The sequence below is a fragment of the Mesorhizobium sp. M4B.F.Ca.ET.143.01.1.1 genome (genome assembly GCF_004792275.1).
Lineage (GTDB): Bacteria > Pseudomonadota > Alphaproteobacteria > Rhizobiales > Rhizobiaceae > Mesorhizobium > Mesorhizobium abyssinicae.
This window is the reverse complement of sequence record NZ_SRSR01000003.1, coordinates 383,726-406,179: the sequence shown is the minus strand read 5'-3', so window position 1 is coordinate 406,179 and position 22,454 is coordinate 383,726. Positions and strand designations below refer to the sequence as shown.

General features: G+C 65.0%; 18 protein-coding genes and 1 other RNA gene. 4 read left to right on the top strand and 15 right to left on the bottom strand.

The features are described from left to right. From ftsW to mraZ, 9 genes are read right to left on the bottom strand one after another with little or no spacing between them, the layout of a single operon-like run. The gene (gene ftsW / locus EN786_RS09275; RefSeq protein ID WP_127286007.1) at window positions 1–1,152 is read right to left on the bottom strand and encodes a putative lipid II flippase FtsW; all 1,152 of its coding nucleotides are present in this window, start codon (window positions 1,150–1,152) and stop codon (window positions 1–3) included. After that, the gene (gene murD / locus EN786_RS09270; protein ID WP_127309912.1) at window positions 1,152–2,552 is read right to left on the bottom strand and encodes a UDP-N-acetylmuramoyl-L-alanine--D-glutamate ligase; all 1,401 of its coding nucleotides are present in this window, start codon (window positions 2,550–2,552) and stop codon (window positions 1,152–1,154) included. The genes ftsW and murD overlap by 1 nt, the downstream gene beginning before the upstream one ends. An 8-nt stretch (window positions 2,553–2,560) precedes the next feature. After that, complete coding sequence (gene mraY, locus EN786_RS09265; RefSeq protein WP_127286005.1) at window positions 2,561–3,643, bottom strand: phospho-N-acetylmuramoyl-pentapeptide-transferase; 1,083 nt, start codon at window positions 3,641–3,643, stop codon at window positions 2,561–2,563. Window positions 3,644–3,669: 26 nt separating this feature from the next. Continuing rightward, a complete protein-coding gene (locus tag EN786_RS09260; RefSeq protein WP_127309913.1) occupies window positions 3,670–5,103 on the bottom strand; it encodes a UDP-N-acetylmuramoylalanyl-D-glutamyl-2,6-diaminopimelate--D-alanyl-D-alanine ligase in 1,434 nt (477 codons plus the stop codon). Next, window positions 5,100–6,554: a UDP-N-acetylmuramoyl-L-alanyl-D-glutamate--2,6-diaminopimelate ligase gene (locus EN786_RS09255; RefSeq protein ID WP_127309914.1), complete on the bottom strand. Its 1,455-nt coding sequence runs from the start codon at window positions 6,552–6,554 to the stop codon at window positions 5,100–5,102. Before EN786_RS09255 ends, EN786_RS09260 begins: the two co-directional genes overlap by 4 nt. Before the next feature lie 54 nt (window positions 6,555–6,608). Next, window positions 6,609–8,336, bottom strand: a complete 1,728-nt coding sequence (locus EN786_RS09250; protein ID WP_127309915.1) for a penicillin-binding protein 2 — start codon at window positions 8,334–8,336, stop codon at window positions 6,609–6,611. Then, on the bottom strand, window positions 8,333–8,728 hold the full coding sequence (locus EN786_RS09245; RefSeq protein WP_127286716.1) for a hypothetical protein: 396 nt from the start codon (window positions 8,726–8,728) through the stop codon (window positions 8,333–8,335). Before EN786_RS09245 ends, EN786_RS09250 begins: the two co-directional genes overlap by 4 nt. 4 nt (window positions 8,729–8,732) lie before the next feature. Next, window positions 8,733–9,749 (bottom strand): 16S rRNA (cytosine(1402)-N(4))-methyltransferase RsmH, encoded by a 1,017-nt coding sequence (rsmH, locus tag EN786_RS09240; RefSeq protein WP_127286717.1) that lies wholly within the window; start codon window positions 9,747–9,749, stop codon window positions 8,733–8,735. Further along, window positions 9,746–10,204: a division/cell wall cluster transcriptional repressor MraZ gene (mraZ, locus tag EN786_RS09235; protein ID WP_127309917.1), complete on the bottom strand. Its 459-nt coding sequence runs from the start codon at window positions 10,202–10,204 to the stop codon at window positions 9,746–9,748. The genes rsmH and mraZ overlap by 4 nt, the downstream gene beginning before the upstream one ends. A 416-nt stretch (window positions 10,205–10,620) precedes the next feature. On the opposite strand from mraZ, the gene EN786_RS09230 reads away from it, so the two are divergent. Then, entirely contained in the window at window positions 10,621–11,736 is a 1,116-nt protein-coding gene (locus EN786_RS09230; protein ID WP_127309916.1) for a cystathionine gamma-lyase, read from the top strand. A 68-nt stretch (window positions 11,737–11,804) separates the two neighbouring features. Here EN786_RS09230 and rnpB read toward each other — a convergent pair. The 5 genes from rnpB to EN786_RS09205 all read right to left on the bottom strand — a co-directional run bounded on the left by rnpB (window position 11,805) and on the right by EN786_RS09205 (window position 15,008). Further along, window positions 11,805–12,214, bottom strand: an RNA gene (gene rnpB, locus EN786_RS09225) — RNase P RNA component class A. Between the two features lie 64 nt (window positions 12,215–12,278). Continuing rightward, window positions 12,279–12,992, bottom strand: coding sequence for a transglycosylase SLT domain-containing protein (locus EN786_RS09220; protein WP_127311416.1), 714 nt, complete (start codon window positions 12,990–12,992; stop codon window positions 12,279–12,281). 186 nt (window positions 12,993–13,178) lie between these two features. Next, window positions 13,179–13,946, bottom strand: a complete 768-nt coding sequence (locus tag EN786_RS09215; protein ID WP_127311415.1) for an N-acetylmuramoyl-L-alanine amidase — start codon at window positions 13,944–13,946, stop codon at window positions 13,179–13,181. Continuing rightward, the gene (locus EN786_RS09210) at window positions 13,943–14,662 is read right to left on the bottom strand and encodes a DnaJ family molecular chaperone (RefSeq protein WP_127311414.1); all 720 of its coding nucleotides are present in this window, start codon (window positions 14,660–14,662) and stop codon (window positions 13,943–13,945) included. The genes EN786_RS09215 and EN786_RS09210 overlap by 4 nt, the downstream gene beginning before the upstream one ends. Window positions 14,663–14,807: 145 nt before the next feature. Continuing rightward, window positions 14,808–15,008: a hypothetical protein gene (locus EN786_RS09205; protein ID WP_127285031.1), complete on the bottom strand. Its 201-nt coding sequence runs from the start codon at window positions 15,006–15,008 to the stop codon at window positions 14,808–14,810. Between the two features lie 189 nt (window positions 15,009–15,197). Here EN786_RS09205 and EN786_RS09200 point away from each other — a divergent pair, with 189 nt between their 5' ends. The 3 genes from EN786_RS09200 to EN786_RS09190 all read left to right on the top strand — a co-directional run bounded on the left by EN786_RS09200 (window position 15,198) and on the right by EN786_RS09190 (window position 21,024). Then, a complete protein-coding gene (locus EN786_RS09200; protein WP_135908245.1) occupies window positions 15,198–18,809 on the top strand; it encodes a hydantoinase B/oxoprolinase family protein in 3,612 nt (1,203 codons plus the stop codon). A 308-nt stretch (window positions 18,810–19,117) separates the two neighbouring features. Continuing rightward, window positions 19,118–20,359 carry a DUF3419 family protein gene (locus EN786_RS09195; protein ID WP_245478198.1) on the top strand — a complete coding sequence of 414 codons (1,242 nt, stop codon included), beginning with the start codon at window positions 19,118–19,120 and terminating at the stop codon, window positions 20,357–20,359. Then, a complete protein-coding gene (locus EN786_RS09190; protein ID WP_127309668.1) occupies window positions 20,359–21,024 on the top strand; it encodes a class I SAM-dependent methyltransferase in 666 nt (221 codons plus the stop codon). The genes EN786_RS09195 and EN786_RS09190 overlap by 1 nt, the downstream gene beginning before the upstream one ends. On the opposite strand, the gene EN786_RS09185 is transcribed toward EN786_RS09190, so the two are convergent. After that, window positions 21,025–22,404, bottom strand: a complete 1,380-nt coding sequence (locus EN786_RS09185; protein WP_135908243.1) for a serine hydrolase — start codon at window positions 22,402–22,404, stop codon at window positions 21,025–21,027. It lies immediately after the preceding gene. Between the last annotated feature and the right edge of the window lie 50 nt (window positions 22,405–22,454).

The following is a 22,454-nucleotide window of genomic DNA, read 5'->3' as shown; positions in this document are numbered from 1 at the left end:
TCACTCCGCCGGCATGGCGCGCTGCGGGAAGGAAAAACCCATCTGCTTGCGCTTCTCGGGCCGTCTGCGCGTCAAGGCCAGCACCATGCCCATCGAGATGGCGATGGCGATCTGCGAGGAGCCGCCATAGGAGATGAACGGCAGCGTCATGCCCTTGGCCGGCATCAGCTGCAGGTTGACGCACATGTTGATGGCCGACTGCAGGCCGAAGACCGTGACCAGACCGCCAACGGCATAGCGCGTGAAGTCGTCATGCTCCTTGAGCGCGGTGTTGAGGCCGCGCAGCACGATGAAGGCGAAGATCGACATGATGAAGAAGCACATCACCAGCCCGAACTCCTCGCCGGCGACCGAAAAGACGAAGTCGGCGTGGCTGTCGGGAATGACCCGCTTGACCGTGCCTTCGCCCGGACCGACGCCGAACCAATGGCCGTTGATCAGCGCCTCGCGCCCCATGTCGACCTGGAAGGTGTCGCCCTCGCCGGTCAGGAACTTGTCGATGCGGGCAGCGACGTGCGGAAACACGGTGTAGGCGGCGAACAGGCCGCTGACGCCGGTGACGCCGAGCGCGATGATCCACAGCCACGGCAGGCCCGCCATGAAGAACATGACCCCCCAGGTGCCGGTCACCAGCATGGTCTGGCCGAGGTCGGGCTGGGCGACCAGCAGCGAGACGACCAGCACCAGGAGCAGCAGGGCAAACAGATTGCCGGGAATGTCGGGCTGGCGCTTGTGCTCGGCGAACAGCCAGGCGCAGACGATGACGAAGGCCGGCTTCAGGAATTCCGACGGCTGGATGGAGAGGCCGGCGAGCGAGACCCAGCGCCGCGCGCCTTTGACCTCGACGCCGACATAGAGCACCGCCACCATCAGCACCAGCATGATGCACAGGATCACCAGCGCCATGCGCCGGATCTGCCGCGATTCCAGGAACGAGACCGCGAGCATCACGCCGAGCGCAGGCACGGTGAAAATGATCTGCCTGGTGGCGAAGTGGAAGCTGTCGAGGCCGATGCGTTCGGCCACCGCCGGGCTCGCCGCGAAGGAGAGCACGATGCCCAGACCCATCAGCGACAGGAACGCCGCCAGGAACCAGCGATCGATCGTCCACCACCAGGTGGCTACCGGACTTTTGTCGAGACGGCTTTGCATTAACGTGGCCCTCCGATGGGTTTCACGCCATCTATAGCGCTCGCAGCTTGCCTGAAGGCTTCGCCGCGCACTTCGAAATTCTTGAACTGGTCGAAACTGGCGCAGGCGGGCGACAGCAGCACCACCGCCTCGCCGCCATCGTCAAGGGCGGCATCGTGGGCGGCATGCTCGACCGCCGCCGCCAGCGTGCCGGAGATCTCGTAGGGCACCGCCTCGCCCAGCGTCGCCGAGAAGGCGGGCGCCGCCTCGCCGATCAGATAGGCCTTGGCGATGCGCGGGAAGAAGCCGCGCAGCGGCTCGATGCCGCCCTCCTTGGGCAGGCCGCCGGCTATCCAGTAGATACGGCTGAAACTCGACAGGGCTGGAGCCGCCGCATCGGCATTGGTCGCCTTGGAATCGTTGATGAACAGCACATGGTCCTTGCGGCCGACCTGCTCCATGCGATGCGCCAGCCCCGGAAAGCTTTCCAACCCCGCCTGGATCTCGCCGAGGTCCAGCCCGACCTTGAGGCAGGCGGCGACCGCGGCCAGCGCGTTCTGCGCATTGTGCTGGCCGCGCAGCGAGCCGATGCCTTCCAGAAAGGCGACGCGGCTGTAGCGGCCATGCACGGCTTCCATAAGGTTGCTGCCATCGGCGAAATAGCCGTCGGTCAGCGGCAGCCGCTTGGAAATGCGGATGACCTCCCTGCCCGCCCGCTCCAGCCGGTCGGCGATCTGCGCGCACCAGGAGTCGTCGACGCCGACTATTGCCGTCTCGCTGCCGGCCACCAGCCGCTCCTTGATCGAGGCGTAGTGCGCCATGGTGCCGTGACGGTCGAGGTGATCGGGCGTCAGGTTGAGCAGGATGCCGGCCGTCGGATTGATCGAGGGCGCGAGGTCGATCTGATAGGAGGAGCATTCGACGACATAGTGCCGCCCCTCTGCCGGCGGATCGAGCGTCATGATGGCGCGACCGATATTGCCGCCCATCTGCGTGTCGCGACCTGCCGATTTCAGGATGTGGGCGGTCAGCGCCGTGGTCGTCGATTTGCCGTTGGTGCCGGTAATCGCGACGAAAGGCGCCGCCGGCGCCCGCAGGACGCGCTCGCGGCAGAACAGCTCGATGTCGCCGATGACCTCGACGCCGGCGCCGCGCGCCAGCTCCACTGTCCAGTGTGGCTTCGGATGCGTCAGCGGCACGCCGGGCGACAGCACGAAGGCGGAGAAGCGCGACCAGTCGGCGCCGCGCAGGTCGCCGGTCGCGATCCCGGCGGCCGAGGCCTTGGCGACGCTGTCCGGATTGTCGTCCCAGGCAAGGATGTCGGCCCCGCCGGCGATCAGCGCGTGCGCGGTGGCGATCCCCGAACCGCCGAGCCCGAAGAGCGAAACGCGCTTGCCTGAAAAGGATGAGGCGGGGATCAAGCGGCGGCCTATCGGAGCTTGAGGGTGGAGAGGCCGACCAGCGCCAGGATCACCGCGATGATCCAGAAGCGGATCACCACCTGGCTTTCGGTCCAGCCGAGTTTTTCGAAGTGATGGTGGATCGGCGCCATCAGGAACACCCGCTTGCCGGTCATCTTGAAGTAGCCGACCTGGATGATGACCGAGAGGATCTCGACCACGAACAGGCCGCCGACGATGACCAGCACGATCTCGTGCTTGGTGGCGACCGCGACCGTGCCAATCAGGCCGCCCATCGCCAGTGAGCCGGTGTCGCCCATGAAGATGGCGGCCGGCGGCGCGTTGAACCACAGGAAGCCGAGGCCGGCGCCGATCACCGCGCCAAGCACCACCGCCAGTTCGCCGGTGCCGGGAACGAAATGGATCTGCAGATATTCGGCGAACACCGCGTTGCCGGAGAGATAGGCGATGACCCCGAAGGAGGCCGCCGCGATCATGATCGGCACGATCGCCAGCCCGTCGAGGCCGTCGGTCAGGTTGACCGCGTTGCCGGCGCCGACGATGACGAAGCAGGAGAACGGCACGAAGAACCAGCCGAGGTTGATGATAAATTCCTTGGCGAAGGGAAAGGTGAGCGACGAGGAGAACGGCGCCTGGCCGTTGTGCATGATCACCCAGGCAGCGATTCCGGCGATGACGAATTCGATCGCCAGCCGCGCCTTGCCGGAAAAGCCGAGATGCGACTGCTTGGTGACCTTCAGATAGTCGTCATAGAAGCCGATCGAGCCGAAGCCGATGGTCACCAGAAGCACCACCCAGACATAGATCGAGGAGAGGTTCGCCCACAAAAGCGACGATCCGATGATGCCCGACAGGATCATCAGCCCGCCCATGGTCGGCGTGCCGGCCTTCTTGAAATGCGTCTGCGGACCGTCGGCGCGGATCGGCTGGCCCTTGCCCTGCCGGAGCCGCAGCGAATTGATGATGGTCGGTCCGAAGATGAAGACGATCAGCGCCGAGGTGATCAGCGCCCCGCCGGTGCGGAAGGTGATGTAGCGGAAGACGTTGAAGACAGAAATCTTGTCCGCAAAATCGACGAGCAATGTGAACATGAAATTCTGTCCCCCGGACCCGACCCCTAGGTCTGTTCAATGGTTGTGGCTTGCGCCGGAAATTTGCCGAGCAACGCTTCGACCAGCTTTGAAAACCCGATGCCTTTCGACGACTTGACCATCACCACGTCGCCAGGCCGCAGCGCCGACAGCAACAGCGGCTTCAGTTCCTCGGCGCCGGCGCGGTATTCGGCCTTCACGTCGCTCGGCAGTATGTCGGCGAGCGCCCGCATTTCGGGACCGCCGAGAAAGACGGTTTGCGTGCCGGTGCCGATGATCAGCTCGGCAAGCGCGGCATGCAGCTTCGCCGAATGGCTGCCGAGCTCGAGCATGTCGCCGAGCACGGCGATGCGCCTGCCCTCGCCCGATACCGGCGTCGCGTTGAGCAGCGCCATGGCGGCGGCCATCGACGCCGGATTGGCGTTGTAGCTCTCGTCGATCAGCGTGATCGGTCCTTTCGGATGGCGCAATATATGGCGCTTGCCGCGACCGCGCTCGGCCGACAGATCGGCCAGCGCCGCGGCCGCCTTGTCGAGATCGGCCCCGACCAGCTGCGCGGCGCCCAGCACGGCCAGCACATTCTGCGCCATATGGCGGCCGGGCGCGCCGACGCGGGCGACGATCTCCCGCCCGCCGATCTTGGCGGCAATGACGGAATGGTCGGCATTGAGCTCGCATTTGACCAGCCGAAAGGTCGAGCGGGCATTCTCGCCGAAGCCAAAGACATGCTCGACCCCTGCCGCCTTCGCCATCTTGTCGAGCAGTTTCCAGCGGGAATCGTCGCGGTTGAGCAGGGCCGCGCCATCCGGCTCCAGCCCCTCGAAGATCTCGGCCTTGGCCTCGGCGATCTCGTCGAGGTTGCGGAAGAACCCGAGATGCGCGGCGGCGATCAGCGTGACGATCGCGACATGCGGGCGGACCATGTTGACCAGCGGCCGGATTTCGCCCGGATGGTTCATGCCGATCTCGAACACGGCGTAGTCACAATCCTCGGGCATCCGCGCCAAGGTCAGCGGCACACCCCAGTGGTTGTTGAAGGATTGCGCCGAGGCATGCACCTTGCCGACCGCCGACAGCACATGACGCAGCGCTTCCTTGGTGGTGGTCTTGCCGGCCGAGCCGGTCACGGCGATGACCCTGGCCTTGGAGCGGGCGCGCGCGGCGACGCCCAGTCTTTCCAGCGCCACCAGCACGTCCTCAACGACGATCATCGGCGCCGTCAGCCGTCCGAGCGACGGCAGCTTGCCTTCGGCGACCACCAGCACGCCGGCGCCTGCCTTGACGGCGGCGGTCGCGAAATCATGGCCGTCCATCGTCTCGCCCTTGATGGCGAAGAAGGCGTCCCCCGACTCAAGGCTGCGGCTGTCGATCGAAATGCCCGATATGCCTTGCGGCATGACACCGATCGGCCGTCCGCCCATTGCATCGACCAGCGCATCGGAGGTCCAGAGCAGGCTCATGCGGCGCTCTCCCTGAGCGCCGCGCGAACTTCCTCGTGATCCGAGAAATGCAGTGTCTCGGTGCCGATGGTCTGGCCTTCCTCATGCCCCTTGCCGGCCACGATCAACGTGTCGCCGGCGTGGAGCATGGCCACCGCCTCGTGAATCGCCTTGCGCCGGTCGCCGATCTCGATGGCGCCGGGCGCGGCGGCAAGGATCGCGGCGCGGATCGTTTCGGGCACTTCCGAGCGCGGATTGTCATCGGTGACGATGACGACGTCGGCGAGCCGCGTGGCGATCTCGCCCATGATCGGCCGCTTGCCGCGATCGCGGTCGCCGCCGCAGCCGAACACGACGATGACCCGGCCGGTGGTGAACGGCCTCACCGAGGCCAGCACGTTTTCCAGCGCATCCGGTTTGTGGGCATAGTCGACATAGACCGGTGCGCCGTTCGCAGTCGTGCCGACGAGGTCGAGCCGACCCGGCGCGCCCTTCAATTTCTCCAATGCCATCAGGGCTTTGGCGACAAGCGTTCCAGTGGAAATGGCAAGTCCCGCCGAAACCAGCGCGTTGGCGATCTGGAAGTCGCCGGCCAGCGGCAGGTCGATTTCGTGGAGCACGCTGTCGACCTCGACCTCGGCCCGCTGCCGGTGGCGTTCGTGCTCGACCCGCTTCAGTCTGAGGAAATCGCCATGGCGGCCGACGGTCAGCACGTCGAGCCCTGCGGCCTTTGCCGCACGGACCGTCGGTTCCGACCATGGATCGTCGGCGAAAATGACGGCCGGCGCGCCTTTGGGCAGCAGCGTGTCGAACAGGCGCAATTTGGCGCGGTGATAGTCCTCGACCGTCGGATGGTAGTCCATATGGTCGCGGCCGAGATTGGTGAAACCGCCGGCGGCAAGCCTGACACCGTCGAGCCGGCGCTGGTCGAGGCCGTGGCTGGAAGCCTCCATCGACGCATGGGTGACGCCGGCATCGGCCAATTCCTTGAGCAGGAGGTGCAGCGCCACCGGATCCGGCGTCGTCAGCGAACCATACTCATTGCGCCCTGGCGCCACGACGCCGGTGGTGCCGATCGAGGCGGCGGCGAGGCCGGCCTGCTCCCAGATCTGCCGGGTGAAGGCGGCGACCGAGGTCTTGCCGCTGGTGCCGGTCACCGCCACCATCGTTTGAGGTTGCTTGCCGTAGAAGCGGGCGGCGCTCAGCGCCAATGCCAACCGCGGGTCGTCGACGGAAAAGACCGGAACGGATAGGCCGGAAATGGCGCTTCCCTTGCCCGCCACGATGGCCAGAGCACCGCGCTTTGCGGCATCAGCGGCGTAGGCAGCGCCGTCGGCCTTGCTGCCGGCGAGCGCGAAAAAGACGACGCCGGTCTTGGCCGTGCGGGAATCCGAGGAAATCCCGGTGACCTCCAGGTCGGGGGAAGCTGTTCCCTCGACAGGCAGGATACCGGCTAGTTCTTTCAGCTGCATCGGGTCCCGTTCATAGCAACAAAATAGCGCGCAGTTGCCGGCGCGCCCCAAGAATCACTGATAGGAAACCAGCGTTGCACCATTTTCATGGCTGAAATCTGGCTTCACGCCAAGCATGGCAGCCGAACGGCGGATAATGTTTCCCGCCATGACGCCCGCATTCGAGGCCGCGGTCGCTCCCATGCCGGGCTTTTCCGGCTTCGGCTCGTCAGCGATCGTCAGCACGATGTATTGCGGATCGTCCATCGGGAAGGCGGCCACGAAGGCGTTGAAATTCTTCTCCTTGGAGTAGCGGCCGTTGACGACCTTCTCTGCCGTGCCGGTCTTGCCGCCGACGCGGTAGCCCGGCACCCTGGCGCTCTTGCCCGAGCCCTTCTCGGCATTGAGCGCATAGAGATAGCGCATGCCTTCGACGGTCTTTTCGCTGACCACCTTCTTTGCAACTTCCATCGCCTGCTGCGCCGTGCGCGGCAGGAAGGTCGGTTCGATCAGGAAGCCGCCATTCATCAGCGCGGCGCAGCCCACCGCCGTCTGCAGCGGCGTCGTCGACACGCCGTGACCGAAGGCGATGGTGATCGAATTGACCTGCTTCCACACTTTGGGCTCGGTCGGCCGCGCCACTTCCGGCAATTCCGTCTGCATCTTCTCGAGCACGCCCAGGCGATGCAGGAATTCGCGGTGTCCCTCGATGCCGACCGCCTCGGCCTCCTTGGCCGAGCCGATGTTGGAGGAATAGATGAACACCTCCGGCACCGACAGCACGCGGCCCTTGCTGTGGAAGTCGTGGATCGTCTGGCGGCCGATCCTGATCGGGCGCGTAGCGTCGAACCGGCTTTCCAGCGTCACCTTGCCGGAATCCAGCGCCATGGCGGTGGTGAAGCTCTTGAAGGTCGAGCCCATCTCATAGAGGCCGGCCGACATGCGGTTCAGCCGGTCCTTGTCCTGGGCATTGTAGGGATTGTTGGGATCGAAATCCGGCACCGAGGCCATCGCCATCACTTCGCCGGTCTTGACGTTGAGGACGACGGCGCCCGCCGCAATCGCATGGAACCGCTCCATGCCGTTGGCCACCTCGTCGCGCACGACGTTCTGGACGCGTAGGTCGATCGACAGTTGCACCGGCTTCAGGTCCCTGGCCACGGCCAGGCCCGACGCCTGCAGGTCGGTCAAACCCTGGTCGTCGATATATTTCTCCATGCCGGAGATGCCCTGATTGTCGATGTTGGTGAGACCGACGATGTAGGACGAGGTTTCGCCGCTCGGGTAGAAGCGGCGCTTCTCGGTGCGGAAACCGAAGCCGGGGATGCCGAGCTGCATGATGTCGGACTGCTGCTTCGGCGTCAGCTGCCGCTGCAGCCAGACGAAGCCGGCGCCGCTCTTCAGCTTGTGGTAGGTCTGCTCATAGTCGATCTCAGGCAGCACGGTCGACAGCTTCTCGATCGCCTCATCCGCGTCGACGATGCGGCGCGGTTCGGCAAACAGCGAGGCCGTCTTGATGTCGGTCGCCAGCACCTCGCCATTGCGGTCGACGATGTCGGGCCGCGAGGCCGTGACACGGTTCTGCGGCCCGCCCGACATGTCAGGGCTCTGGAAGCCGAGATAGACCAACCTGCCGGCGATGGCCGAATAGATGCCGAAGAACACCGCCATCGTCATCACGATGCGCGTCCTGGCCCTGCCGCCGGTCGCCTTGCGGGCGCCCTCGACGACGATCGAGCCGTCGTCGCCCTGCTTCTTGCGGCGCTTCAGCAGACTTCCGAGCGTCGAGAATTTGGCGATCATTGCACGATGCCTCCGGTCACCACCGGGTCCTTGGCCCCCTTGGGCCCATTGTCGGAATTGTCGGCCATGCCGCCCAGCCGCTGCGACGAGAGGTCCTCGATGGTGACCGGCTTTGCCGGCAGATCGTCGAGATTGACGATCTGGCGCGCATTGACCGGCTCCAGCCCGAGCTGCGACTTGTAGATTTCGGCGAGCTTCTGCAGGCGCGAAGGCTGCGTGAGCAGGCTCCAGTCGGCCTTGAGCAGGTCGATCGTGTCCTCCTCGTAGCGGATCTGCGCCTCGATCTTCTGCACCGAAGCCAATTGCTCCTCAGCCTCGCGCTTGGTCTTGTAGGTCAAGGCCGCCGCCGAAACCATGACGGCGATCAGGACTATGTCGCTGGTACGAAACACGTGCTTACCTCTCCCCCGGCCGCTCGACGGCGGGAAGCTTTGGAAGGCCGAAAATCGAAAAATCGCCAGCGCGCGCCGGCGCCTCGCTGCGGATCGCCGCGCGCAGCCTGGCCGAACGCGCCCTCGGATTGGCGGCGATTTCAGCCTCGCCCGGCGTCACACCGCCTCCCGCCTTCCTGAACGTCGCCGGGCGCACCTGCGCCTCGGGCATATGGCGCGAGCCGCTCGCGGCCTCGGCCCGATCGGCGATGAAACGCTTGACGATGCGGTCCTCCAGGGAATGGAAGGTCACCACGGCGAGCCGGCCGCCCGGCTTCAGCGCGCGCTCGGCCGCGAACAGCGCCTTGGCCAGTTCGCCTAGCTCGTCATTGACGAAGATGCGCAACGCCTGGAAGACGCGGGTCGCCGGATGGATCTTGTCCTTCGGCGCGCGGCCGATATGCGTCTCGATCGCGTCGGCGAGATCGAGCGTGCGCTCGAATGGCCGCTTCTCGCGGCGGCTCTCGATCATGCGGGCGATGCGGCCGGCATGGCGCTCCTCGCCGAGGAAGCCGAAGATGCGGGCGAGGTCGCCCGCCTTGAAGCTGTTGACGACATCGGCGGCGCTGAGGCCCGCCTGCGCCATGCGCATGTCCAGCGGTCCGTCGGCGCGAAACGAGAAGCCGCGCTCGGCCTGGTCGAGCTGCATGGAGGAGACGCCGATGTCGAGCACCACGCCGTCGGCGCTTTCGACATGCTCGTCGAGCATCGAAAACGGCGCCTGGACAAGAGTCAGGCTGCCGCCTGATTGCTGTTCCAGAGAGCGCCCAGCGGCGATGGCATCGGGATCGCGGTCGATGGCCACGACCGAGGCACCGCTTGCCAGGATGGCCCTGGTATAGCCGCCGGCGCCGAAGGTGCCGTCGACGATCAGATCGCCGGCCTTGGGCGACAGCGCCTCCAGCACTTCGGCAAGGAGGACCGGAATGTGGCGGGCCGGTCCGCCAACGGCGTTGATATCCTCGCCGTGGCCAGCCATCATTCCGGTCGCTCCCCAGGCTTCGTCCCCTGCCGAAGCTGCAACAGCCGGGCGCGCGCCTGCGCCCCATAGGCGGCAAGCCGTCCCGGCTCCCAGATCTGGAAGAAATTGCCGCGGCCGACAAAGGCCGCTTCCGCCGAAATGCCGGTGTGCTCGCGAATGAAATCGGTCATCGTGATGCGCCCGTCCTGATCGAGCTTCAGGAACGTACCATCGCCATGGCAGAAGAACGACATGTCGTCCGCCGCCTGCAGGAAGGGATCCTCCTGGGCGATGCGCTGCTCGTAGCGGTCGAGCAGATCGAGACCGCCGACATCCATCGCCGGGAGATCCAGGCAGCGCAGCGCATAGAGCTCCGAATAGCTCCGCTTCTGAACGACGGCGCGGAAATGCGCCGGAACGGAGACCCGTCCCTTCGCATCGATCCTGCTCACCGTGTTCGACAGAAACCGGTCCATCACGCGCCACAGCCGCTTCCGCCGCCGCACCCCTTTCCATCATCCCGTCCGCGCCGCCGCCGCGCGTCCCTTCCCGAAATTCCGCTTCGTTCAACGAGGCGAAAGCTCGCAAACGCGCAGCCCCAGCGGCTGCCCGATTGGCGTACGCTTCACCCTGACACGGAACGAAGGCTTTGGTATCGGAATGGGATATCATGGGGCACTATGGGCGTCAACGGGAACGAGCTTCACAAACGCGCTCGCCACAACCAGAAAGAGCAGCCTGACGGCACGTCTGATCTTTATCGTCTATTAAGCCTAACGAAGCGTTTAGAGGGCTGTGGCCCAAGGGACGCGGCTTGCTGCGGGCCGCGCCCACGCATAGCGTCGCGCCAATGCTCCGCTGCCTTTGGCAGCCAACAGGAGGTGAATGGTCGATGTCCGAAACGGCGAAGTCACGTGCCGCCGCACTTGCCCACTTGCGCAGCCGCGATTTCGCCAAGGGCGATCCGATCCCCTTGCCGCTGACCATGGCCTCGATCTTCCACACACCTGGCGAAGAAGCGGGCTTCGACCAGTATGGCCGCTACGACAATCCGACCTGGCGCGCCGTCGAACATGCGCTCGGTCATCTGGAAGACGCGCAATGCCTCGCCTTCCCGTCGGGGATGGGCGCGATCTCGTCGGTGTTCTTCGCGCTGCTGAAATCGGGCGATCGCGTCCTTCTGCCTGCCGACGGCTATCACGCCACGCGCGCGCTGGCGGAACGCTTCCTGAAGCCGTTCGGCGTCGCCTGCGACACCAGGCCGACCCCAACCTTCCTCGACGGCGGGTTCGACGGCTACCGATTGGTCTTCGCCGAAAGCCCGTCGAACCCGCGGCTCGACATTTGCGACATCGCCGCCGTCGCCAACGCTGTCCACGCGCGAGGCGCCCTCCTCGTCGTCGACAACACGACGATGACGCCCTACGGCCAGCGCCCGCTCGACCTCGGTGCCGATATCGTCGTCTCCGCCGACACCAAGGCGGTGAACGGCCACTCCGACGTGCTGTTCGGCCACATCGCGAGCCGCAATCCGGACATCGTCGCCAAAGTGAGGGACTGGCGCGAGATGGCCGGCGGCATTCCCGGACCGTTCGAAGCATGGCTCGTGCATCGCGGGCTCGAAACGCTGGAGGTGCGCTTCGACCGCATGTGCTCTTCAGCGGAAACGATCGCGAAGCGACTCAAAAATCACCATGCGGTGGGCGCCCTGCGCTTTCCAGGCCTGGACGGCGATCCCTCGCACAATCTGGCGCGGGCGCAGATGGAGCGCTTCGGCTTCCTCATCTCCTTTGAACTCGCTTCAGAGCAGCAGGCCGAGGATTTCATCGACAACTGCGCGCTGATGCAGTCGGCAACCTCTTTCGGCGGCGTTCACACCTCGGCCGAACGGCGCTCCAAAAGAGGCGACGCCGTGCCGTCCGGCTTCGTGCGCCTGTCCATTGGCTGCGAGCCGGTGGAAGAGCTTTGGCAAGCGATCGAGGCATCGCTCGACAGACTTGATGGTTGAATCAGGGCGTGCGCCGGAAGGCGCAACCCACTGATCGCAAGGGATTTCACGGCGATATCGCGGAGAAAATTGCCAGCTGGCCTGTAAGCCGGGTTCTGTATGGCCCCCGCGCCTTGCGGCACGGGAACGTGGCGGCCATTCATCTTGGGCGCATGTTGCCATGCGCCTCACGCAACCTACCCGGGCGGTGGGCCGGAAACAGCCCTCGAGGTTTCCCTCGCACCGCCCCTATTCGGTCTTGCTCCCGGTGGGGTTTACCGTGCCGCTCCTGTTGCCAGTCGCGCGGTGGGCTCTTACCCCACCCTTTCACCCTTGCCCCGGATCCGGCAGAGCCGAACGCCGTGGCGGTTTGCTTTCTGTGGCACTTTCCCTGGGGTCGCCCCCGCCGGCCATTAACCGGCACCGTGTCTCCATGGAGCCCGGACTTTCCTCACCCGCAGCCTTTCGGCTTCGCGGGTGCGGCCGCCCGGCCAGCTGGCACGGCGTATAAAGGGGTTCGCGCCTGAAAACGCAAACGAAAAAGCAGACTTATGCCAGCTTCGTCAGACCGGAGAGCCGAGCGCGGCCATCTGCACCTTGACCTTGCTGCAGTAAGCGGCCGACACCGGGTTCATCCGCGTCGCGGCGTGGCCGGCATTGTATTTCAGGATCGTGCCGCAGGTGGTGCCTCCACCAAGGCCTCGCGCCATGGCAAGGTATTTCATGCCGTACTTGATGTTGGTGTCGGGATTGAACAGGCCCTTGACCGAGCCGCTGTAACCCATCATCCGTGCCGTCGCCGGCTTGATCTGCATCAGGCCGATCTCGCCGGCGCTGCCGACGATGTTGGGCCGGTAATTGCTCTCGATCTTGATGACCGCCTTGGCCAGTGACACCGGCACGCCTTCCGCCGCCGCATAGCGGGCGATGATCGCCGAGTACTGGCCGCCGTCGGCGCTCGCCGCCGCCGCGGTGGACTCTGCTGCGGTGCTCGGGCGGATCGACGCCGTGGTGGTCAGGTCGATCGTCTTCCTGTTTCGCTGCACACGCCGCTTGGCCGTCGCTTTCCTGGCTTTCACCGGGGCGACCTTCTGCACCTTCGCGGTGGTCGTCTTTTTTGCTTTCGGGGCCTCTGCGGCTTTCGGCGCGGTTTTGCTGGCTGCGGCGACAAAGCCGTTGTCGGCCCGCAGGCTCTGGGGTGCGGCATTCGCGGCGCCGATGGCAAAAGTCATTACACCGGCAGCAACGGCTGCCGTCAAGACGGTCAAATTTTGCATGTGGTCCTGTTCTGTTAGAACCGCGCGAAGAACTTCACGCGGCGACACCAAATCAATATCGGAACATCTCGGGAGGTTAGACGTCCGATAAATTGCACAGATCGCCTTTGACGACCGATTTGGCGGCAAACAAGGCGGCGCAAGTCACTTTAAGTGACAGATTGTAATTTAGCGATGCGAGATGGACTATGCGGCCGGGATTGCCTTTACGGAAGCAAGCAGCCTTTGCAGCGTCCGGATTGTCGAGCCGTCGGCCACGCCATCGACCAGCCGCGGCCGGAAATGCCGCTGGAAAGCCTCGACGACGATTTCGGTCTGGCGGTCGAAAGCAGCCGATATCTCCACGCCATAGCCATAGAGCGACAGCATCGACTGCAACGCCTCGACATCGCCCCCGATGTCGCCGGCCTTGAGCACCGCGCCCCGCCGAATCGGCGCCGCCGGAACCAGATGGCCGATGCCGGCCGCAAACAGGGTCTTCCAGGGGAATTTTTCGCCCGGATCGACCTTGCGACCCGGCGCCACGTCGGAATGGGCGAGCACGCGCTGTGCCGCGATGGAATGGCGTTGCACGATGCCCGCGCACAGGTCGGTCACCGCATCGATCTGCCGCCTGGGAAAGCCGGGATAGCCGAGCGAATGACCGGGATTGACGATCTCGATGCCGACCGAGCAGGAGTTGATGTCCGTTCGCCCGAACCACGAGCTCTTGCCGGCATGCCAGGCGCGGTCGCTTTCGCGCACCATCTGCACGACGCGGCCATCCTCATGGACGAGATAGTGGGAAGAGACCTCGCTGGCCGGATCACACAGCCACGCCTCGGCGCCCGCGCCGGTGGCCATGCCGGTGTAATGCAGCACGATCATATTGGGTCTGGGCGTATCGCGCCGCGGGCCGAAATTCGGCGATACCCTGACCTCGGCTCCCGGCTGGTCGGGCAGGAAACCGCTCATACGTGCCTGAGGCCCCGTTCGATCATCTCATAGGCGGCGTTGATCGCCGCGAGCCTGGTCGTGGCGATCTTGATGAACTCCTGCGGCAGGCCGCGCGCGATCAGCCGGTCGGGATGATTGTCCGAAACCAGCTTGCGGTAGCGCTTCCTGACCTCATCGAAGGGCTTTCCCCGTTCGATGCCGAGCACGACATAGGGGTCGCCGGCGCCGAGATTGACGTGCCTGGCCAGGATGCTCTGGTAATGCGCCTCGTCGATACGGAAAATCTCGGCGATGCGGTGCAGGAACTGGCCTTCGCGCTCATGGATCAATCCATCGGCCTTGGCGATGTGGAACAGGCCGTCGAGTATGTCCTCCAGCATCATGCAGTTCGTATGGCCGGAACCGCAAAGCTGCGCCATGCGCTGCGCGTAGATCTCGAAACCGGCCACGTCGCGCTTGGCCAGGTCATAGAGCCGCGCCACGTTCCGCGTCTCTTTCGGCGGCACCTCGAATATTTCCTGGAAGGCGCGCACCTCATCCTGGGTGACCACGCCGTCGGCCTTGGCCATCTTGGCCGAGAGCGCGATCATCGCCACCGAAAAGGCGACGCGGCGGCGCAGATCGGCATCTCCGGAGAAAACCGTCCGCACGGCTTCGACGACATCGGCGACACCCGATGACGTTGAAGCGGTGACACGAGCTATGAAGTCGCCAAGGCGGTCCCAAATCGACATGAGGCTTCTTAGTGCGAACCGGCCGCCGCTATCAAGCGACGACAGTGCCGCAGGCCCAACCGATTTGACGACGGCGCCCAACAAGGCGCCCGATTCGAAAAGAGAAGGCCGGCATGAAGCCGGCCTTCTTCGTCAACGCATCAGATTACTGCGCAGGGGGTGTTGCCGGAGCCGGCTCGGCAGGCTTCGTTGCGTCAGGAGCGGCCGGAGCCGCCGGCTTCATCGGTTCCTCGGCGGCCGGCGGATTGGTGCTCTGGGTGGTGGTGTTGTCGGTGCCGCTGTCGCTGCACGCCGCAACCCCAAGCAACGCTAGCGCCGAAAGGGACGCCAGAATGAGCTTGTTCATGATATCTCTCCTTCACCTGACGCTCACATTGTGGTGAGCAGTCGAAGGGGAAATGCATCAGCCGGCCTGGAGTTTCGTAACGTTGCATTTCCGCATGTAACATCATCCGGGCGGTTGCCGGCCGCAGCATTGCACACTAACAGGACAGGCCAAGCACCAGATTGCGCAGGGAAAATGCCGGGAGCCGCGATGACTGAAAAGTGGGATTTCTGGATCGACCGCGGCGGCACTTTCACCGACGTCATCGGCCGCGACCCGCAAGGCGGGCTGCACCCCCGCAAGCTGCTGTCGGAAAATCCCGAAGCCTATGCGGACGCCGCCATCCAGGGCATTCGCGACCTGCTTGGGCTGAAATCCGGCGCCGCCATTCCGTCAGGCCTGATCGGCGACATCAAGATGGGCACCACTGTCGCCACCAATGCGCTGCTGGAGCGCAAGGGCGACCGTGTGCTCCTGCTCATCAGCAAGGGTTTTCGCGACGCGCTTCGCATCGCCTATCAGGCGCGTCCGGATATCTTCGCCAAGGAGATCATGCTGCCCGAGCAACTCTATGAGCGCGTCATCGAGATCGACGAGCGCGTGCGCGCCGACGGCCGCGTCGAACGCCTGCTCGACATTGCCGCCTGCCGCCCGGCGATCGAACAGGCCAAAGCCGACGGCATCGATGCGGTCGCCATCGTCTTCATGCATGCCTGGAAATATCCGGATCACGAGAAGGCCGTCGCGAAAGTCTGTCGCAAGCTCGGCTTCGGCCAGGTCTCGGTCAGCCACGAAGTGTCGCCGCTGATCAAGCTGGTCGGCCGCGGCGATACCACCGTGGTCGATGCCTATCTGTCGCCGATCCTGTCGCGCTATGTGCAAAGGGTGGCAGGCGAATTGGGCGCCGGCCCCCGCCTGATGTTCATGATGTCGTCAGGCGGCCTCACCGCCGCCGATATGTTCCAAGGCAAGGACGCGCTGTTGTCCGGCCCGGCTGGCGGCGTCGTCGGCATGGTCGAGACGGCGATGCTCGCCGGCTTCGGCAAGGTCATCGGCTTCGACATGGGCGGCACCTCGACCGACGTCGCCCACTATGACGGCGAATATGAGCGAGCCTTCGACACCGAGGTCGCCGGCGTGCGCATCCGCGCGCCGATGATGCGCATCCATACCGTTGCCGCCGGCGGTGGCTCGATCTTGCACTATGAGGCCGGCCGCTTCCGCGCCGGTCCGGATTCCGCAGGCGCCAATCCCGGCCCTGCCGCTTACCGGCGCGGCGGCCCGCTCGCCGTGACCGACGCCAATGTGATGCTGGGCAAGCTGCAGCCCGATTTCTTCCCGGCGATCTTCGGTCCCGGCCAGGACCAGCCGCTCGACGTCGACACCGTGCGCAAAAAATTCACCGCGCTTGCCACTGAGATCGGCGACGGCCGCACGCCGGAAGCTGTCGCCGAAGGCTTCGTCACCATCGCCGTCGAGAACATGGCCAACGCCATCAAGAAAATCTCGGTGCAGCGCGGCTATGACGTCACCGAATATCTCTTGAACTGCTTTGGCGGCGCCGGCGGCCAGCATGCTTGCCTGGTCGCCGATGCGCTCGGCATGGAAGCGGTGCTGATCCATCCCTTCTCCGGCCTGCTTTCGGCCTATGGCATCGGCCTGTCGTCTGTCTTCGCCTCGCGCCAGCAGGCGCTGCTCAAGCCTCTCGCCGACGAATCCAGGACGGAGATCGACGCGCTCATCGCGACCTTGAGGAAAGCCGTCATCGCCGAGCTCGCGGCACAAGGCATTGCCGAGGAAGCCGTCGCCTCCCGGCCGGTGCTGCAGATCCGCTATGACGGCACCGACACCGCGCTGCCGGTGAATTTCGCCGATGGTTCGATCTTCCAGGCCAGACGCGATTTCGAAGCTGCCCACAAGGCGCAGTTCGGATTCGTCTATGACGACAAGCCAATGATCGTCGAGACCGTCGGCGTCGAAGGCACCGATACCGGCGGGGGTGGCCGTGATGAAACTGAATCGACAACAGAGGATCTGGCCGCAAGTCCTTCCAGGACTCGCAAAATCTTCACCGAAGGCGAATGGCGAGAGGCGGGCATCTTTCACCGCGAGGCGCTCGCCCCCGGAAACTGGGTCGCTGGCCCTGCGCTGATCATCGAGCCCAACCAGACGATCGTCGTGGAGCCGGGCTGGCGGGCCGAGATCACCGCCAGGAACCATGTGCTGTTGCGACGGACCGAGAAGAAACGCCGCCAGGCGGCGCTCGGCACCGAAGCCGATCCGGTCATGCTGGAGGTCTTCAACAACCTCTTCATGTCGATCGCCGAGCAGATGGGCGTGACGCTGCAGAACACCGCCTATTCGGTCAACATCAAGGAGCGGCTGGATTTCTCCTGCGCCGTGTTCGACCGCCATGGCGCGCTGGTCGCCAATGCGCCGCACATGCCGGTGCATCTCGGCTCCATGGACCGCTCGGTCGAGACCATCATTCGCCTCAATTCCGGCGACATCCATCCGGGCGACGTCTTCGCCCTCAACGCGCCCTACAATGGCGGCACGCACCTGCCCGACATCACCGTGGTGACGCCGGTGTTCGATGACGCGCGCAAGGAGATCCTGTTCTGGGCGGCCTCACGCGGCCACCACGCCGATGTTGGCGGCACCGCACCCGGATCGATGACGCCTTTGGCCACCACGGTCGACGAGGAAGGCGTGCTGTTCGACAATTTCCGCATCGTCGATCGCGGCCGCTTCCGCGAGAAGGAGCTGGAGACGCTGCTCACCGACCACCCCTACCCGGCGCGCAATCCGCACCAGAACATCGCCGACCTCAAGGCGCAGATCGCCGCCAACGAGAAGGGCGTGGCCGAATTGCGCAAGATGGTCGCGCATTTCGGTCTCGATGTCGTCGAGGCCTATATGGGCCACGTCCAGGACAACGCCGCCGAAAGTGTGCGTCGCGTGCTGGAACGGCTGCCCGACACCTCCGAGTATGAATATCCGACCGACACCGGTCAGGTGATCAAGGTCAGGATCTCGGTCGACCGGGAAAAGCGCGAGGCGATCGTCGACTTCACCGGAACCTCGCCGGTCGAGAAGAACAATTTCAACGCGCCGGAACCCGTCGCCCGCGCCGCCGTGCTCTATGCCTTCCGCGTCATGGTCGAGGACATGATCCCGATGAATGCGGGGTGCCTCAGGCCGATCAACATCGTCATTCCCGACGGCTGCATGCTGAAGCCCGCCTATCCGGCGGCCGTCGTCGCCGGCAATGTCGAGACCTCGCAGCATGTGACCAATGCGCTGTTCGGCGCCATGGGCGCGATGGCCAATGCGCAGGGGACGATGAACAACCTCACCTTCGGCAACAAGCAGTACCAGTATTACGAGACGATCTGCTCGGGCTCGCCCGCCGGCCGGATGAACTCCGGCCGCGGCTTTGCCGGCACCTCCGGCGTCCATACCCATATGACGAACTCCCGCCTCACCGACCCGGAAGTGCTGGAATTGCGCTTCCCCGTGCTGCTCGAAGATTTCCACATCCGCGAAGGCTCCGGCGGCAAGGGCAAGTGGGATGCCGGCGACGGCACGAAGCGCACCATCCGCTTCCTTGAAAAGATGGAATGCGCGATCCTGTCCTCACACCGCAACCGGCCGCCGCAGGGCCTGGACGGCGGCGGCGATGGCGAGGCGGGCTCGACCAAGATCCGCCGCAAGGACGGGGCGGTCGAGACGCTGAAGGCCTGTGACCAGACCGTGCTCGACGCCGGCGAGGCCGTCATCGTCACCACGCCGACGCCTGGAGGGTTCGGCAAGGCATAAGGAGGCTTCGAGAATTCGCTGCGGCGAGTCAGGTGGCGTGGCTTTCGAGAACCGGAGCGGAGCGGACATAAGTCCGTGAGCTTCGCGCATGACCCCGAAATCGAAATCGATTTCGGAAAGGATCATGCGCAAACAAAGATGCTACAGCGTCCTTTGCGCGGCCTTGTGGACGCGCGGCGCTGTAGTAAGCGCAGAAAGTCGCGTCAGATGACCGCCGCAGTAGAATTATCGAGGCCTCCGGCTGTCACCGGCCTGTCATAACGCTGCGCTACCCGCTTGCGCCAAAGCAAACGGGGAATCACCTTGCCATGACGGACGTTTCCGGAGATCTGGTTTTTCGTCGCGGCAAGGAAGTTGGAAAAGCCGTCTACCAGAATCGCCCGCTGTCGAAGGCCGGCATGTCGGAGCGGCTCTTCGCCTTCCTGTTTTCCGGCCTCGTCTATCCGCAGATCTGGGAAGACCCCGATGTCGACATGGAGGCCATGCAGCTCGGCGCCGGCCATCGCATCGTCACCATCGCCTCGGGCGGCTGCAACATCCTCGCCTATCTCACCCGCTCGCCCGAACGGATCGACGCCGTCGACCTCAACGCCGCCCATATCGCGCTGAACCGCATGAAGCTCGAGGCGGTGCGCCGCCTGCCCTCGCAGGGCGACCTGTTCCGCTTCTTCGGCGCCACCGACACCAGCCACAATTCGGAAGCCTACGACCGCTTCATCGCCCCGCATCTCGATCCGGTCAGCCGCCACTACTGGGAGCGCCGCAACTGGCGCGGCCGCCGGCGCATCGAGGTCTTCGACCGCAATTTCTACCAGACCGGCCTGCTCGGCCTGTTCATCGCCATGGGCCATCGCGTCGGCAAGTTCTTTGGCGTCGACCCCGCGGGCATCATGCAGGCCAGCAACATCGGCGAGCAGCGCCGCTTCTTCAACGAGGAACTGGCGCCGGTTTTCGAAAAGCCGCTGCTGAAATGGGCGACATCGCGCAAGGCTTCGCTGTTCGGTCTCGGCATTCCGCCGGCGCAGTACGATTCGCTGATCACCTCGGGCGACGGCACGATGGCGAGCGTGCTCAAGGCCAGGCTGGAAAAGCTCGCCTGCGATTTCCCGCTGAACACCAACTATTTCGCCTGGCAGGCCTTTGCCCGCCGCTATCCCGAGCCCGGCGAGGCAGCACTCCCCGCCTATCTGGAGAAGCGCAATTACAAGGTGATCCGCGACAACATCGACCGCGTCGCCATCAACCACACCAACCTGATCGAGTTCCTCGCCGGCAAGGATGCGGGCGCGGTCGACCGCTTCATCCTGCTCGACGCGCAGGACTGGATGACCGACGACCAGCTCAACGCGCTGTGGGCGGAGATCACCCGCACGGCATCGGCCGGCGCCCGTGTCATCTTCCGTACGGCGGCCGAGCCCAGCCTGCTGCCCGGTCGCGTCTCCAACTCGCTGCTTGACCAGTGGAGCTACGAGGCCGAGGCCTCGCGCGACTTCTCGGCGCGCGACCGTTCGGCCATCTATGGCGGCTTCCACCTTTATGTGAAGCGCTGATGAGCACCACCGAACTGCCCGCCAGCCATGCCGAGCTGATGGACGGCGTCTATCGCTGGCAGCGCCATATCTATGACCTGACCCGCAAATACTATCTGCTCGGCCGCGACCGGCTGATATCAGGGCTGGACGTGCCGCCCGGAGGCACGGTGCTCGAGCTCGGTTGCGGCACCGGCCGCAACATCATCCTTGCCGCCTGCCGCTATCCCGAGGCGCGCTTCTTCGGCCTCGATATTTCGGCGGAAATGCTGGAGACCGCGAGCGCGGCCATCGCTCGCGAAAACCTGTCCGGCCGCGTCGCGCTGGCGCGCGGCGACGCTACCGATTTCGACGCCGGCGCACTGTTTGGCGTCGCGCGTTTCGACCGCGTGTTCGTGTCCTATTCTCTGTCGATGATCCCCGGCTGGGAAAAGACGGTTTCCGAGGCGCTCGCCGCGCTTGCGCCCGGCGGTTCGCTGCATGTCGTCGATTTCGGCCAGCAGGAAGGCCTGCCGCGCTGGTTCCGCGCGCTGCTGCGCGGCTGGCTCAAGAAATTCCACGTCACGCCGCGTGAGACGCTGCGCGAAGTCCTGGAATCGGAATCTCGGCGAACCGGCGCAAGCTTCCATTTCAGAACGCTTTATCGCGGCTACGCCTGGCTTGGGGTGATAGGCGCAGCCAAGTAGTCAGTGCAGCGCCTTGACCAGCGCTCCCAGCATCGCCTGCGGTCGATAGCCAAGCTTGGCCGGCGTCAGGCCAAGCCGCACCACCACCAACTGCTCCGACGGGATGATGGCGACCGTCTGTCCGTCATGCCCCTCCATCCAATAGGTGTCCTTGGGCAGGCCGGCCGCAGCGCCGGCTCCGGGGTTCTCCTCATCGCCCGGCCCTTCGATCCATACCTGGCCCTTGCCGTAGACCTTCGAGGCCGCCGCCGGCTCCCGCATCCAGTCGACGAAGCCGGCGGGCAGGAGCTGATTGCCGTTCCAGACCCCGCCCTGCAGCAGGAACTGGCCGAAGCGCGCCCAGTCATGCGCCGTCGCGTAGAGATAGGACGAGCCGACAAAGCTGCCCTGCTCGTCGGTCTCGAGCACGGCGCTGTGCATGCCGAGCGGCTCGAACAGCGCCTTCCGCGGCCAGGTTAGCGCCTTCGCCTTGTCGCCGACGGCGTCCTGCCACAGCCGCGACAGCATCACCGCCGTGCCGCTCGAATAGGAAAACACCTTGCCCACCTCGCCGGTCAGCGGCTTGGCTTCGGCGAAACCGGCCATGTCGGGTTCGAGATAGAGCATGCGCGTCACATCGGCGACGTCGCCGTAATCCTCGTTGAACTCCAGCCCGCTCGACATCGCCATCAGGTCGGCGAGGCTGATGGCGGCGCGGCCGTCCGCCTTCCACGGCGCGAACAGGCCCTTGTTGTCGATCGCCATCTTGCCGTCCTTGACCAGCGTGCCGACGATTGCGGCATTGACCGTCTTGGTCATCGACCAGCCGAGCAGCGGCGTCTTTGCCGAAAAGCCCTCGCCATAGCGCTCGGCGACGATATGGCCGTTCTTCACCACGACCACGGCGCGCATGCCGGCGCCGGCCATGGCCGCGTCGTCGACGATTTTCGCGATTTCTGGATTCTGCGGGGCGTCCACCCGCTCGCCCTCCGGCCACAGCGCATCCTGCCTGGTGGCGGCCGGCTCGGCGTAGATCGCCGTCTGCCTCGCCTTGCCGGTGTTGCCGTCCGGGACCGCGGCGCAGCCCAGTCCGTCGCGCGCGACGGCCACACTTTTGCCGAGCGCGCCGAACAGGCCTGCCGACACCATGCCGCGTTCCTTGTCGACCGACACCATCATCAGCCTGAGCAGCGGATGACCCGGCGCCTGGACGTCGACGGCGAGCACCTCGTTGGCGTCGCGCCCGGCGATGAAAACGTTCGAGCACACGATCTTGGCCGAATAGCCGGAACCGACGCGGATCAATTCGGGCGGCGCGACATAGAGCCAGGCGACCAGCGCGACTATCGCCAGAACGATCAGGCCGAGCAGCCATTTGACGATCTTGAAGACGATCCGCATCTCACCCCCTGCGTGTGGCGCCCGATTTATGCCATCGATTTGCCGCCATT